The sequence below is a fragment of the Pseudomonas palleroniana genome, assembly GCF_022836895.1.
GTDB classification, from domain to species: Bacteria; Pseudomonadota; Gammaproteobacteria; order Pseudomonadales; family Pseudomonadaceae; genus Aquipseudomonas; species Aquipseudomonas palleroniana.
Window position 1 is genome coordinate 3,174,571 of the sequence record NZ_CP092411.1, and the last position, 14,467, is coordinate 3,189,037.

Sequence of the window (14,467 nt, forward strand, 5' to 3'; positions counted from 1 at the left end):
GGGCGTTGTTTGTCTCAATCAACGCGGGGCAGGGCGACGCCGATCAGCACGTCTTTGGTCACCAGGGCCTGAAGCTGCTCCTCGCTCATGTGCTCGGTGCCTTCAGGCCGTACCGGCAGCACCAGGTAGCGGCTTTCGGCGCTGGTGTCCCAGACCTTGACCACCATGTCGCTCGGCAGCTCGGTGCCCAGCTCGCGCAGGACGGTGCGGCCCTCTCGGACCAGGCGCGCGCGGAACTCGAAGCCCTTGTACCACTCAGGCGGCAGGCCAAGCACAGGCCAGTTGGTGCAGGAACACAGGCTGCAGACAATCACGTTTTTCAGCTGGGGCGTGTCTTCCAGGGCGACGATGTATTCGCCCTGCGGGCCGGTGTAGCCAAACTGGGCGCAGGCGGCGGTGCCGTCCTTGAGCAACAGCGCCCGGAACTGCGGATCGACCCAGGCCTTGGCGACCACGCGGGCGCCGTTTTCCGGGCTCCAGCCGTGCTCCATCAATTGCGTGAGCTGCTCGACATAACCCTGTGGGATGAGCTCCTTGCTCTTGAGGACTTGAAACAATGCCCAGGCTCGTTCGCCGGGTGTCGAGGTGCTCGCAGAAGTGGGCGTAGATGGACTCATTGAGGTATCTCCTATCAGTCAACGTGGTTGTGGAGTGATTGAAACGTGCCGGTCGTTCTTATTGTTTTGCAGGGTTGAAACTCAGAGCGTGCGCCAGTCCACCGCGGCTTCGAACGCCGCCGCCGCCTGGTAGATCGTGCCTTCGGCGTAGTGCCTGGCGATCAGCATCAAGCCGACGGGCATGCCGTCCACCGAGCCGCACGGAATCGACATTGCGGGATGCCCGGTGATGTCCTGAGGCGCGGTGTTGCCGATCATTTCCAGGGCGCGCGCCACGTATTCGGTGATCGAGCAGTGCGCTGGCGGGTGCGGTTGGGCCGTGATGGGAGTGGTCGGCATCACCAGCAGGTCATAGGACTGCAATGCCTTGTCATAGCCTTGCCGGGCAAAGCGCGCCAGGTTCTGGGCCTTGGCGTAGTAACGCCCGTTGTAGTGCGTCAGGCCGTATTGGCCGACGAACATGCAGAGCTTGAGAGACGCGGACAATTGGTCAGCCTGTTCGCGCCAGCCGGCTTGTTTGTCGAGCAGGCCGATGTCGTACAGGCCTTTCCAGTTAAAGCCGGCGCCGTTGCCATGCATCATCTGCATGGTCAGACCTTCGCAGCCGATGGGGTGCCACAGCGATCCCGCCAGGTTGTGTTCGGGAATGGACACCGGCTCCACCTGCGCGCCCAAGGCCTCGAGATGGGCGATGGCCTCGCGCACCTTGTCCGCCACACGCGGATCCTGATTGGCCAGCGCGAACCCTTCCTGCACGACGCCGATTCTGAGACCGCTCACGCCCCGCCCCAGGTAGCTGCCATAGTCATCGACCTGCGGCTCTGCCTGGCGTGGGTCGAGGCCATCGGAACCGGCCATGGCCTGCAGCATCAGCGCGTTGTCGCGCACGTTGGCGGTAATCGGGCCGACGTGATCGATGGTCGCTTCAATCGCCATGATGCCGGTGTAGGGCACCAGGCCATGGGTTGGCTTCATTCCGTAGGTTCCGCAGAAAGCCGACGGGATGCGGATGGAACCGCCTTGGTCGCCGCCCACGGCGATGTCCACCTCGCCGGCGGCGACCAGGGCAGCGCTGCCCGATGAGGAACCGCCAGCGGCATAACCGTGACGATGAGGGTTGTGCACCGGGGCTGGGTCAGAGGTGTGGCTGCCCCCCGAGAGGCAGTAGTGCTCGCAGGTGGCTTTGCCGAGGATGGTCGCGCCGGCATCGAGCAAACGCGTGACCACGGTGGCGTCGAACGAAGGGACAAAACCCTCCAATGGCGCGGCGCCGTTCATCATCGGGACGCCGGCCAGGGCGATGTTGTCTTTGAGAGCGACGGTCTTGCCCGCCAGCGTGCCTGAACTGGCGCCCATCACCTCCGTCTTGTAGTACCAGGCGTTGAGCGTGTTTTCAGTGTTCGAGGGGCGGTAACCCGCGCTGCGCTCGTAGCGCACCAGCGGTGTGAAATCGGGCAGATCATCGACCAGGTCGTACGCATCGAAACTGGGTTGCATGAGCGCCAGATATTCGCTGGCTTGTTCGCGTGTCAGCTGTATGTGCAGGCTGGTAGCGAGGTCCTGCAGTTGTTCGACAGTCGGGCGGATGATGGCCATGAGACGTCCTGTTTCCTGAAGTGGGCTGGCAAATGTCTGTGCACATGTCTCGCGGCGAGGTCCTGCAAAGGTGTCCGCGTGACTGGGGTCTGTGACTAAGCTATCTCTGGTGATCGAACGGCGCTTGGTTGAGCAAGACAGCCATTTGGTTGAAAGGGACGGGTGTGTCCCGTGAGCTTCAGCTGCCAGGGCGAACCCCGGCAGCAGGGCGTATGCCCTGAAGATCCAAACGGCTTATTTCTGGGGATCAGGCATTGCGTCTTGCGCAGATGACTTCTCGTGTTTGGGCCAGATAACGCCGACGCTTTTCATGCCCTTGGCGGGGTCCATTTCAGGGTGGGCGAGTACGACGTCCCGATAGGAGGGGCTACCTATCACCGCCGGCTTGAACTTGATGAGAAAGTCATTGACCTCTTTGCGCAGGTTCGCCGCCAGGTCGTAGTCGTTGTAGCACTCCTCGAGACAATCGAGCACGGCTTGCCAGTGCACCTCGGTAAGCCCCATGCCCCGATGCGCGGTGACCATGTCCCGCCCCCGGTATTTGGCGCTTCCGCCCCAGTGCTCAGAGAGGAAATCGACAAAATTGATGTGTTCCTTCTGGAACGTTGATTCGGACATATGGGCCCAGATGTGCCCGATGGCAGGGTGGCCCATTGTTTTTCTCAACACGGCGCCGGCGAACTGATAGATAACGTCGTAGCCCCCAAGGCGCGTGTAGAGGGAGGGCTGTTGTTCCAGGGCGGGTTGTTGGTCGGTCATGTGTGATTTCTCCGTTTCAGTGGGGACAATCTCATTGGCTACGGCTGGCGGGTTCACGTTAGATCTGCTCTCGCGCACACGCTTGGCTGGTGAGGACAACCGTTTGATCCAGGCGGACAGGGGTCAGAAAACCCGTGCGTAACGCAGGTTCATGCGAAAGTTTTCCTTTGGCCCGTTCTCCACCGACAGGTCGCGGCCCAGTTGCAGCTGAAGCTGGTCCTTGGCGGTGACGAACTTGGTGGCGGTGACGCGAAAGTTGGTGGTCTGCATCTTGTCGTCCTGGTTGACACCCGCGACTTGGGTTTCGCCGCCCCAGTTGTGGCCAAAGCCAATGGCCAGCGCGGTGGTTGGGTCAGGCATGTAGCGGCCCATCAACTGGGTTTCGTAGGAAACGTCCTGCTCCCTGCGCGCGGAGTTGGCGCCGAAGTCGTTGTTGTCGCCATACCAAATAGCATCGCCTACGAGGTCGACGGCCCACTTTTCCGAGAAGTGCTTGATGTAGGCCGCCTGGAGGTCAACCTTCCAGCGGTTCTCGCCCAGGTTGAGCGCGTCGTTCTTGTCGTAGTTGCCGCTAGGCACGTAGAGGTAAGCAGTGGCGCCGAGGACGTCTTTGGCATCGTTTAGCGTGTATTTGAGCGGCGCGGTGAGAATGAGGTCGCCCACGCCACGGGTGTTGCCCAAGGCGGAAGCGTCACCGCCGCTTGAGACATGGCCGAAGGGCAACAGGAGTTGTGGCGAGACGGTGAGTCGCTCGCTCAGCTGGTAGACGTGCAGCAGTCGCAGAATGCCGACGTCGGAAGTCAGGTCGAAATCGGAACTGATTTTGTGGCCTTGGGCGTAAGCACTCTTCGTGGTGGAGTGCTGGTAGTAGAGCAGGCCAAGCGTTGCATCAGCGGGCAACTGCTCGTAGTCGCCAGGGGCTACCTCGACCGCGTGAGCGCAAAGGCTGGGGAGGAGGGCTGCAAGCGACAGGTAACGAAACTGTTTCATGGTCGAGGATCCTTTTTGCGGGCAAAAAGAGCCCCGCTATCGCCAGTCAGGCAAAGCGCAGGGCTAAAAGTGGAGTCAGGGCTGGCGTCAGGCGGGCGATACTTGCGCGTCGCGCAACATGCCGGTCTGCGGATGGCAGTTGATGTACTCGAAGATCTGGCTCTTGGCGTCCGATACCGATACTTCGTGGTACAGCCGCAACTTCTTCAAGCCCGCGGCCACGCGAAAGAAGGTCACGAAAATGCGCAGGTGGGTCGGGTGGGATTCGGCCCAGCGTTCGAGTTTCTCCACCGAGCGCCAGTGACCGATGTTGTAGCTGACGTCGAGAAAGTTGCCGTCCAGGTCGATATTGCGCACGAACCGGTTGCTGTAGCAGCCCAGCGGTTGGCCGTTGTCTCGCAGGAAGTCCATGCCGTCCTGCAAGGTCGGCAGGATTTCGTCGAGGTACAGCGAGCGCTCTTCAGCCTCGGCATCCGCCCAGTCCTGGCCGGAACGGATCAGCGTGAGGTTGTCATGCCCCAAAACCACCACGCGCCCACCTTGGGCCGGGTCACCGGCGATCACTTGCAGCTCGCTCGTCGGCTTCATCCAGTCCGTCTGCGAGATCGGGAAGCGGTCGCGCATCGAGCCCCAATAACCGTGCTCTTCGATTTCGCCGCTGATGCGATCCATGACCGCGCCGACACCGGGCAGGTTGTCCTGGAAGGCGTACAGCGTCTCGAATTGCTCGGCGCGTGGTGCGCTGATCTCGCGAAAATAGCCAAGGCCGTCGTTGAGCCTGTCCTCTGATGCCCACCAGGCGTTGACCGGCGCCGAGCGCAGCCAGCGGCAGTGAGCCGCCGGATCCTTCCAGTAGCCAACCACAATCAGGTTATCGAAGCCGCTGTTGTCGGTGTGGTGGGTCAAGTCATGGGTCTGCGGGCCATCGGCCAGGCTGAAACTTTCGACGATATGACGCATCGCCTGCAGCGCGGCTGCGCGCTGCGCTTCGCCGCGATACTGCACGCCGAAGTAAGCCATCACCACCTGTTCCAAATGCTCGTCGGCGCGTGCCACCCACATTGCAAAGGGCGGCTGGTACTCATCGGGCACGCGGCGAGAAAGGGTGCGCGGGCATTTGAGATGTGTGTCGATTGCAGATTCCATGTTGAGCTCCTCGTTATTTTGGTTCAGGCCTACGGTTGGGCATCAGTACTTGGGCGGCTGGCCGCGCTTGGCGGTCTGTCGTCGGTGCAGCAGCTTCATCGCCCCCCACTCGATCAACCAATACGCCGACTCTTCAGGCACGAGGTCGCGCCTCTGCAGGAGCCAGGAGGTGTCAGCCAAGGGGGGTGAACAGGGTCGATACATGGCGAGCCTCATCAGCGGGGGTTGAGTTGCTGTGAGGTGGAAATTAGGCGTGACGACGCGCAGCCGCTTGGTTCGTCGAGACAACCGTTTGGTTGGAAAAGACAGCGTAAGCAGGCGCGCGCGGGCATGATCGAGGTTGGTGCACCACCGCTGTAAACACACGGGGCCGTGCCTCTTAATGGGTAGGGCGAGGTCGTCACCTTGCATACGGGCGAGGGGAGACAATGTCGGTGACAGACGCGTGTCGATCACTCACCTGCGCCCGTGAAGGCGCCTGGCCTGTTAATTGCTAGCGCTGAAAAGCCGGTAACACCTTTTCCAGCTCTTACTGCATTGCTGTACCGAGGTCAGTGTCATGAATCCAAGTACTCAGTATTCGACCCTCGCTGTCGCCGCACCCCGTCGCTTTGAATACTGGAAAGAAGTGGTCTGTCGCCATTGCCTGGCGGCCGACAGCAAACCCCTGTCCCAGAGCAGTTTCGATGGCGCGCTTGCGGTCAATGCGTTAGGCGCTCTGGACATCTGCTCGCTGTCATCGCCACTGCATTACTGGGAGCGTTCCGAGCAGCATCTGCGCAGCGGTCCGGCCGACGATTTATGGTTGGGGTTTGCCCGAAACGGTCATGGCCAGATTGAACAGGGCGGCAGGAAAGCCAGCCTGGCAACCGGTAATTTGTTTCTTTATGACGCAACGCAAGCGTTCCGATTCAGCCTCGGTGGTACCGAAAACCACCTGGTGCGCATCCCGCGAGCCCTGCTCAGTGAACGCCTGCCGCGTATTGCGGATTACACCGCGATGGTGCTCGATGATCGACGGCCTGGCGTTATCCCCTTGCGTGAAATGCTGCGCCACGCGGCCAATACGCCTGCTGCATTCCAGGATGAAGGCATCTCCAGTCGTTATTCAGAGGCGTTGCTCGACCTGCTGGTGATCAGCCTGGAACTTCAGGACCTGAAGGCCGTTCACCAGGAACTGGACCTCTACGGCCGCATCATGCAGTACATCCAACGCCATCTGGCCGAGCCGGACCTGTCGATCGAGGCCATCGCCCAAGCCCACAATGTATCTACTCGCACCGTCACGCGTGCCTTTGCGCGCTACCAGAAAACCCCTGCGGCGGAGATCTGGAGAGAACGGCTGAATGCCAGCCGGGAAGCGATCGAGCGTGGCCAAGCGCGCAGTGTCTCGCAGGCCGCGCTGGACTTCGGGTTTTCTGACTTCTCGCATTTCAGCCATGCGTTCCGCAAGGAGTTCGGCGTCGCGCCCAACACGCTTTTGCAGCGAAATTGAGAGGGTGTGCCATTTGAAAACACCGAGCGCAACCTGCGCGGTATCGATATCGATAATGGCCTCGCGCCACCGTTGGTCGGATCTCCCCTCGCACCACTGAACGATTTTTGAAGGGCACCGCTCTATCTGCGCGGACATAATCAGGTGCTCACATGCAACATCCAATGCGGCGTTCCGCTGTGCAAAGCTGGGCTGAAATGTATGCCCAGGCCGTAAACCACGAGGATATTGAGGATCAATATTTCAAGTTGCTGAGCAGGGCCGACGATATGGAGAGCACCGGCCTCATCAATGGGAGAGAGTGGAGGAAGCTTGTTCGCCGAGCCGGCGAATACCTCGCCAGCACTGCAGAATAAGTCGATAGGGGAGCGCTAGCCGGCGCTCCTGTTCCTGGACATATCAACCTCAAACGTTATCTCGTCAGCGAGTTGCTGAACGCTCGAGCTGTCTGCCAGCTTGGCGAGGTTGATACCCGTCGTGCAAAACATCGATTCATGTTCTGGCTGCCTGACAAAAACGGTGGCCGTCCAGCCGTTGATCAGCACGCAATCCACCGTATGCCCCGGCAGACTCCGCTCCAGACCCTCAGTCAACGATATTTTCTTCCAGCTGTGCATGATGACGTACTAGCGTAAGTAGTGATGCACGATTGACCCGTGCGCGTGCAAAAAGTGCCAATAGGCCATCACTTTCAATCTTTGCGCTTGAGTACATTGGCATCCTGCTCATGCAGTTCGGCAAGCGCCCAACGATAGGCCTTGACCCAACCGAATACGGTCCACCCCGCGAGGAGATTGATCTTGAGCAAGGCACGCGGAGGGTTCGGATGGAGGAGGGCGACGCAGATCGATGGGTACATGTAGAGCAAAACGGCGCTGAGATAAAACAGGAAACTGGCTGCCAAGGCGATCGCCGTGTCACCCGTACAGATCAGAGAGCTGACGGCGCAGGTTGGGACAAGTACTGCCAGGCCAAATACCCTCATCGCCAGCTCTCCAGGCCAGCCGCTTTGGATCGCGGCTTTGAGAGCAGTGATATCACAATGCCTTGTCCTTGAACAGGCAAGCGCAAAAAACGGTCAGGCCACGATTTTCAAGGGCTCAGGCGCAACAGACATCAGGATTCAGCCCCCGGCGGATGGCCGAAATACGCTTTATAGGCATGGCTGAAGTTGGCGGGGTTGGCATAGCCCACGCGGTGGGCAATCTGCGCCACGTGCCATTTGCGCTGACGCAGCAGGGTGCGTGCCAGCTCCAGGCGCTGGTGGCGCACGTAATCGAGCATCGACTGACCATACACGCGGTTAAAGGCCCGTCTCAGGGTGGTTTCGCCCACACCCAACTGCCGTGCCAGCGCCTGGGTGCCGGGCGGGTTCATCAGGTTGGCGTCGAGCTGAAAGCGTGCTTCGTGTGCCAAGTCCGAATGGCTGCGCAGCGTGGCCGCAGGCTCGACCGGCGGCGCAGACAGATGCGCGGCCAGTTCCACCAGCACGGCCAGGCTCAGGCTTTCCTGGTTCAGCCGCTCCAGCGTGCCCTCGTAAGGTGAGTGATAAAGCCGCTCGAGCAAGCGCCCAACGGCGTGGCAGCCGTTCAGCTCTGAAAAGTGCATCCCATCACCAAGCAGCGTGGACAACGGTTGCAGTGCCGGGTCTTCTTCGGCCATCTCGCGCAGGTAGTCGCCACCGATGCGCAGCCCGGCCATGCGTGCACGGCTGCCTGCGGGCATCTGGTCCATGGCTTCCATGCTTTCGCTCAAGCCCAGCACATGGGGGGCGCCGGGCGTGTAGTGATTCAGCACGCCGTCCACCCGATGCTGCCACTGCCCACCCAGCACTTGCACGATGCACACGCTGTCGGGCAGCACTTTATGGATGCTCAACGGCTCGGGGAACAGCAAGTCACAGTCGAAATACTGCAAGTACGGCTGCACCGTCTGCGCACGGTAATGCCCGATTGCGCTGCCCATGACCTGCCGCGCACTGTCATCGAATACGCCGGCCTGGGCGAGGGCCTCTGGATGATCAAAGCAGAATTGGGTATCGAGATACGGGTTGCGGCGGTCCATTGGATAAAGCGTCCGTCAGAGCTGGTTGGCAGCGTTGCATGATACCGACATCGGGCAACCGGATCAGTTGTTGTGAGCCACGGCCTTATTGTTGTGCGCAGCGGCCGGACCGCTTGGCAGACCCCCGCGTGTTGATTTCAATGATCGGCTTTGAAACTTTGAGGAAGCGGATATGTTGATTTATCGCAAGTGGGCGGCCCTGCTGGGCCTGGTGCTGGCCGTGATGGCGGGGCTTGCCCACGCTGACAATCGCCCGGAAGTGGCGGAGAAAGTGCTGGCCTATGCCGGCGCGGGCGGTGTGAAGGTCTGGACCCTGCGCATCGGTGCGCGCAGTGACAACCAGGCGCTGGTGCAGGTGGAGGGCGTGGATCACGACTGGAACCTGAAGATCCAGAAAATGACCGTGGAGAAGACCGCCAAGGACACCCGCTACTCCACCCGCGTGGACGGCCAGAAATTCGTGGTGCTGGTGCTGCAACAAAGCTGGGGCGAGCTGTACTTGCCCGGCGAAGCCCAAGCGCTGAGCATTGGCTATGACGAGTCGCTGTCCAGCCAAGGCAATGCGCAGGCGTTCCTGACCGATTATCTGCAGGCCAACTGAGCCATGGGCCGATTCGGACGCGGGTCATGGGCGCTGATGCTGCTGTTGTTACCGCTGGCGCTGATGGGCTGGGCCAGTGTGCAGGGCTGGCGCGCCGATGAGGTGCTGCGAGAGGCACAGGTCATCGCCCCCGTCTGGAACCGTGTACGTCAGGCCCTGGCGGCGCTGGCGTACTGGCTGGCCCTTGCCGCGCTGGTGGCGGGGCCCGCGACGTGGCTCAAGCTGCGGCTGGACGCCTGGCGCGCGCGGCAATCCAGGGACTTTCTTTACGACCGTCTGCTCCTCTGCTGGCGTGCCCTGGGGCATTGGCTGGTGGCCTACACCGCGCTGCTGGTCGGCGCGCTGGCGCTGAGCCTGGCGTATGAACTGAGCTGGGGCTGGAGCCATTTCAAGGCTGGCGGCTGGTTCATGCTGCTGGTGGCGGTGCCGGTGCTTGGCGTGCTGTGGGCGGGGTGCCTGCTGATCAAGCGGCTGCGCCAGCAATGGCACGTGCTGGAGCGCCCGTCCTCGGCATTTCTGGGGCAAACCCTGGGGCGCGACAAGGCCCCGGCGTTATGGGCGTGGATTGCGCAACTGGCGCATGCCGCTGGCGCGCCGGTTCCCGACCATATCGTGGTGGGCATCGACCAATCGTTTTTCGTGACCAGCGTCGATGTGGCGCTGCAACCGGCCGGCGAGCGGCTCACCGGACGTACTCTTTACCTGCCATTGACCTACCTTTCGACCCTGAGCCAGGCCGAGACGGCGTCGATCATCGGCCATGAGCTGGGCCATTTCAGCAGTCGCGACACCGAGCGAGGCAGCGCAATCGGCGCGCAGTTCAGCCTGATGTGCCGGCACTTTTCCTCTCTCAGTGCTGAGGCGGCCGACCCTGCGTGGATCGAGCGCCCGGCGCTCTGGATGACGCAGCGTTTCCTGCACCACTGGCACCTGGCGGTGCATCACTGGGGCCGTGCTCAGGAACTGGTCGCGGATCGAGTCGGCGGCAACATCGCTGGTGAGCGGTTGTTCTGCCAGGCGCTGCTGCGCGTGATTGCGCTGGACGCTGAAATCAACCGGCTGCTCGCCGAACACCACCCCAACCTGATCCAGGCCCTGGCCGACCACCTGCGGCACACCCCGTTGCGCTTGAACGACGCGGTGCTGGACCACGCCATCGCACACCCTTTTGATACGCACCCGCCAACGGTATTTCGCCTGCAGCAACTGGGCGTGGTGCTGGATGACGCACTGCTGGCCCAGGCCACCCGGGCGCCCACCGAACACGACCGACACTGGTTCAGTGAACTCACCCGTATAACAAACCCTCAAGGAGAATGATCAATGACCCAACCCCGCGACCCGCTGTCGGACCTTGCCAGCGCACTCAGCCAGGACTATGCCGACTCCCGCGAGGCTCAGCGCGAGCGTGCGATAGCCGAACTGGAGCAGGTCATCCAGCGTGTACCCGAGCAGACCGAATTCACCAACTCGCGCCGCTACAAGCTGTGCGGCCCGCTGTTTTTGCTGATTGCGCTGGGCTTTCTGGGGTTCGCCCTGCACCGGGGCTCCACCGGCCTGGCCGTGTGTGCTGCGGTGATGGCGGTGGTGTTCGGGCTACTTACCTGGCAGCACCGCAACGCCGGGCAACACGTCTTTATGCGCCTGACCCGCCGCCAGCTGTTTGTCGACACCCTGAGCGCGCCGATCGAGCTGGCCGACATTGTCGATCTCGAGGTCAGTGAGCCAGGCTGGCTGACCGTGCAGAAACTGCTGTTGCGCGCGGATGCGCCCCTGCCTGTGCACCGTTCCGCGCGCCAGCTGTTCGGCAACCAGGCGCTGGCCCTGAAGAAGCCCCAGCCGCACGTCCTCATTCAATCCGCCGGCCTGATGCATGACGGCCGTACCCTGGAGTGCGACCAGATCGCCGAGATCCTCAACGCGTATTGCCAGGCTGCCCACGCCCAACAACAGCTGGATGCCTTGCAACAGGGCACCCGGCACGATTCCTGAGTGGTTGAAGCAGCTGGGGAAGGGTTGCCCTGAGCGCATGCGCATCCGCTCGGGGCTCAAACCTGCCATTGCGCTATTTCTACGGAACAGATGCAAACCCCGCAAAGTCTCCTTTAAATGCCAGAATCACTGCTGGAACGTTTTTGGAGAGTTTCATGCTGCGCACCTTTGAACAACGTCTCGACCCTTTCCCGCCTGACGAGGTACCGCCGCCGCCGGAAGGCCTTGCACGGTTCCTGTGGGCCTGCACGCGAGGTGCACGCGGTTACATCCTCGCGCTTGCGCTGCTCAGTGCCGGTGTGTCGATTTACGAGGCCTGGCTGTTTTCGTTTCTCGGCCAGGTTGTGGACCTGCTCTCGACCTGGCAGGCCGGCGGCGAGGCGGCAGGGCAGGAGAGCCGCGTGGTGTGGGGTATCGCTATCGTATTGGTGACCAGCATCGGCTTGGTGGCCTTGCGCACGATGGTGCAGCACCAGGTCTTGGCGATCAATCTGCCGCTGCGGCTGCGCTGGGATTTTCACCGGTTGATGCTGCGCCAGAGCCTGTCGTTCTTCTCCGATGAGTTCTCCGGCCGCGTCACCACCAAGGTGATGCAAACCGCGCTGTCGGTGCGCGAGGTGCTGTTCACTCTGATCGAAATCGCGCCCGGTATCGGCGTGTACTTCATCGCGATCATTGCGCTGGCCGCCGGCTTCGACCCCAAGTTGATGCTGCCTTTCATTGCCTGGCTGGTGTTGTTCGGCCTGGCCATGGCGTACTTCGTGCCGCGCCTTGGCAAAGTCGGGCAAGAACAGGCCGATGCGCGCTCGTCCATGACCGGAAGGATTTCGGACGCCTACACCAACATCACCACCGTGAAGCTGTTCTCTCACTCCAAGCGCGAAGCGCATTTTGCGCGCGCGGCGATGGAGGATTTCAAGCAGACCGGTTTTCGCCAGATGCGCCTGGTCAGCCAGTTCGAGATCGTCAACCAGGCCCTGGTGGTCGGGTTGATCATGGGGGCCGGCGGGTATGCGCTGTGGTTGTGGCACCAGGGCGAAGTCGGCACCGGCGCCGTGGCGGCCATTACCGCCATGGCATTGCGCATCAACGGCATGTCTCACTGGATCATGTGGCAGATGACCGCGCTGTTCGAGAACATCGGCACCGTGCAGGACGGCATGCAAACCCTGACCCGCGGCCCCAAGGTGCAGGATCTGCCCGACGCTCCCGCGCTCATCAGCACAGCCGGTGAGGTGACCTTCGACAATGTGAGCTTCAATTACAACGGCGAACGCCAGGTGCTCGATGGCCTGAACCTGACCATCCGCCCCGGCGAAAAGATCGGGCTGGTGGGGCGCTCCGGCGCCGGTAAATCGACGCTCATCAACCTGCTGTTGCGTTTCTACGACGTGGACAAGGGCGCGATTCGCATCGATGGGCAAAACATTGCTCATGTCACACAGGAAAGCCTGCGCAGCGTGATCGGCATGGTCACTCAGGACACCTCCCTGCTGCACCGCTCGATCCGCGACAACATCGCCTATGGCCGCCCCGACGCGACCGACGCGCAGATTCGCAGTGCCGCAGCCAGTGCCCAGGCCGATGAGTTCATCAGCCAGCTCAGCGACAAACAGGGCCACTCCGGCTACGACACGCTGGTGGGCGAGCGGGGCATCAAACTCTCCGGCGGCCAGCGTCAACGTATCGCCATTGCCCGGGTCATGCTCAAAAACGCGCCGATCCTGCTGCTGGACGAGGCCACCAGCGCACTGGACTCGGAAGTCGAAGTCGCCATTCAGGAAAGCCTCGATGAAATGATGCAAGGCAAGACGGTGATTGCCATTGCCCATCGGTTGTCGACGATTGCGGCCATGGACAGGCTTATCGTCATGGACAACGGACGCATCATCGAGCAGGGCACGCATACCCAATTGCTGGAAAAAAATGGTACCTATGCGCGGCTCTGGCATCACCAGAGCGGGGGCTTTTTGGGAGAAGATCAAGGCGTGGTCGAGGGTGTGGAATGAGCAGAGGTCTGCTACTTCACGGATAAACCACCGGGGGCGTGCAGCGCAGGTAAACCGGCTGTGGCCAGCCATTCAGAGAAAAGCGGCCGCCCGTGAATGGCGGCCGGTTTCTTCAAGGGATCAACCGCGCTTCACGCAACTGATCGAATACCTCAAAAAACGCCTGGTCGCTGGCCTGGTAGGCGGTAAAGCCCATCTTCCGGCTCTTGGACATATCGGTGACCACCTCGATCGGGCGCCCCAGGTCGGCATCGGTGTGCCAGGGCGAGACCAGGCGGCTGATGTCGGTTTCCTTCAACCCGTGTTTGGCTGCGATCTCGCTCCAGGCCGTCTGATCATTGACCATCTGGCTCTCAAGCGGCGAGGGTTTGGCCGGGAACGCTGCGGGTACAAGACCAAAATAATCGGCGATCTGCGCCCACATCCATTTCCAGCGGAACACATCGCCATTAGTGATGTTGAACGCCTGGTTGGCCGCCGCCGGCGTGGTGGCCGCCCACAGCTGCTGCTGGGCCAACTGGCGCGCATCGGTCATGTCGGTGAGGCTGTCCCATTGCACACGGGAACCGGGGAATACGAACGGGCGTGCGGTGTGTTTGCAGACACTGGCATAGACGGCGAGGGTGGTTGCCATGTTCATGGCGTTGCCCACCGCCACGCCGGTGACGGTATGGGGGCGATGCACGCTCCAGGTGAAACCGTCCTTTTTTGCGGCGGCGAACACTTCGTCTTCCTGGGCGTAGTAGAAGTTCTCCACGTCCAGGCGGCCTTGTTCTTCGCGGAACGGCGTTTGCGGCAGGCTGCCCTTGCCGTAGTTTTCGAACGGCCCGAGGTAATGCTTCAAGCCGGTGACCAACGCCACATGCTGCACGCTTGCGGCGGGGCGCACGGCGTCCAGCACGTTGCGCACCATGGCCGCGTTGACACGGATGTTCTCGGCTTCGGTGGCCTGGCGTGACCAGGTGGTGATGAACACATGGGTGGGTTTCAAATCGGCCAGGGCCTGTTGCAGCGATGCAGGGTCCTGCAAGTCGGCGGCCACCGGAATCACGCCGGGTACTTGCGAGGGGTGGCGGGACAGCGCTGCGACCTGCCACTGTTGGTCGAGCAGTAACTGGGTGATGGCGCTGCCAACGATACCGCTGGCCCCGACGACTAATGCAGTCTTGGTCATAAAATTCTCCCGAAGATGTAGGGT

At 61.6% G+C, this 14,467-nt stretch carries 14 protein-coding genes; 5 read left to right on the forward strand and 9 right to left on the reverse strand.

Annotated elements, in window-relative coordinates; all coding sequences use genetic code 11:
* Nucleotides 1-14: 14 nt before the first annotated feature.
* The 5 genes from nthA to oxdA all read right to left on the reverse strand — a co-directional run bounded on the left by nthA (nt 15) and on the right by oxdA (nt 5,108).
* Entirely contained in the window at nt 15-617 is a 603-nt protein-coding gene (gene nthA, locus MJP36_RS14500) for a nitrile hydratase subunit alpha (protein ID WP_060752482.1), read from the reverse strand.
* Nucleotides 618-698: 81 nt separating this feature from the next.
* Nucleotides 699-2,213 carry an amidase gene (locus MJP36_RS14505; RefSeq protein WP_244383278.1) on the reverse strand — a complete coding sequence of 505 codons (1,515 nt, stop codon included), beginning with the start codon at nt 2,211-2,213 and terminating at the stop codon, nt 699-701.
* A 234-nt stretch (nt 2,214-2,447) separates the two neighbouring features.
* Nucleotides 2,448-2,972, reverse strand: a complete 525-nt coding sequence (locus MJP36_RS14510; protein WP_244383279.1) for a group I truncated hemoglobin — start codon at nt 2,970-2,972, stop codon at nt 2,448-2,450.
* Nucleotides 2,973-3,095: 123 nt separating this feature from the next.
* Nucleotides 3,096-3,962, reverse strand: coding sequence for a transporter (locus MJP36_RS14515; RefSeq protein WP_244383280.1), 867 nt, complete (start codon nt 3,960-3,962; stop codon nt 3,096-3,098).
* 87 nt (nt 3,963-4,049) lie between these two features.
* The gene (gene oxdA / locus MJP36_RS14520; protein WP_060752486.1) at nt 4,050-5,108 is read right to left on the reverse strand and encodes an aliphatic aldoxime dehydratase; all 1,059 of its coding nucleotides are present in this window, start codon (nt 5,106-5,108) and stop codon (nt 4,050-4,052) included.
* Nucleotides 5,109-5,667: 559 nt separating this feature from the next.
* Between oxdA and MJP36_RS14525 the strand changes: the two genes are divergently transcribed.
* Nucleotides 5,668-6,603: an AraC-like ligand-binding domain-containing protein gene (locus MJP36_RS14525; protein WP_244383281.1), complete on the forward strand. Its 936-nt coding sequence runs from the start codon at nt 5,668-5,670 to the stop codon at nt 6,601-6,603.
* A gap of 371 nt (nt 6,604-6,974) precedes the next feature.
* Here the strand turns inward: MJP36_RS14525 and MJP36_RS14530 are convergent, their stop codons facing one another.
* From MJP36_RS14530 to MJP36_RS14540, 3 genes are all read right to left on the reverse strand, one after another.
* Entirely contained in the window at nt 6,975-7,220 is a 246-nt protein-coding gene (locus MJP36_RS14530; RefSeq protein ID WP_060752489.1) for a hypothetical protein, read from the reverse strand.
* A gap of 74 nt (nt 7,221-7,294) precedes the next feature.
* Nucleotides 7,295-7,588 (reverse strand): superinfection immunity protein, encoded by a 294-nt coding sequence (locus MJP36_RS14535; protein ID WP_161550289.1) that lies wholly within the window; start codon nt 7,586-7,588, stop codon nt 7,295-7,297.
* A gap of 131 nt (nt 7,589-7,719) precedes the next feature.
* Complete coding sequence (locus MJP36_RS14540; RefSeq protein WP_090370447.1) at nt 7,720-8,667, reverse strand: helix-turn-helix transcriptional regulator; 948 nt, start codon at nt 8,665-8,667, stop codon at nt 7,720-7,722.
* 172 nt (nt 8,668-8,839) lie between these two features.
* Here MJP36_RS14540 and MJP36_RS14545 point away from each other — a divergent pair, with 172 nt between their 5' ends.
* The 4 genes from MJP36_RS14545 (at nt 8,840) to MJP36_RS14560 (ending at nt 13,269) form a co-directional block, all read left to right on the forward strand.
* Nucleotides 8,840-9,268, forward strand: a complete 429-nt coding sequence (locus MJP36_RS14545) for a hypothetical protein (RefSeq protein WP_060752492.1) — start codon at nt 8,840-8,842, stop codon at nt 9,266-9,268.
* A gap of 36 nt (nt 9,269-9,304) precedes the next feature.
* Nucleotides 9,305-10,588, forward strand: coding sequence for a M48 family metallopeptidase (locus MJP36_RS14550; RefSeq protein WP_244383282.1), 1,284 nt, complete (start codon nt 9,305-9,307; stop codon nt 10,586-10,588).
* A 3-nt stretch (nt 10,589-10,591) separates the two neighbouring features.
* Entirely contained in the window at nt 10,592-11,260 is a 669-nt protein-coding gene (locus tag MJP36_RS14555) for a hypothetical protein (RefSeq protein WP_244383283.1), read from the forward strand.
* 155 nt (nt 11,261-11,415) lie between these two features.
* Nucleotides 11,416-13,269, forward strand: a complete 1,854-nt coding sequence (locus tag MJP36_RS14560; protein WP_090370452.1) for an ABC transporter ATP-binding protein — start codon at nt 11,416-11,418, stop codon at nt 13,267-13,269.
* A gap of 112 nt (nt 13,270-13,381) precedes the next feature.
* On the opposite strand, the gene MJP36_RS14565 is transcribed toward MJP36_RS14560, so the two are convergent.
* Nucleotides 13,382-14,443, reverse strand: coding sequence for an SDR family oxidoreductase (locus MJP36_RS14565; RefSeq protein ID WP_244383284.1), 1,062 nt, complete (start codon nt 14,441-14,443; stop codon nt 13,382-13,384).
* Nucleotides 14,444-14,467: the final 24 nt, after the last annotated feature.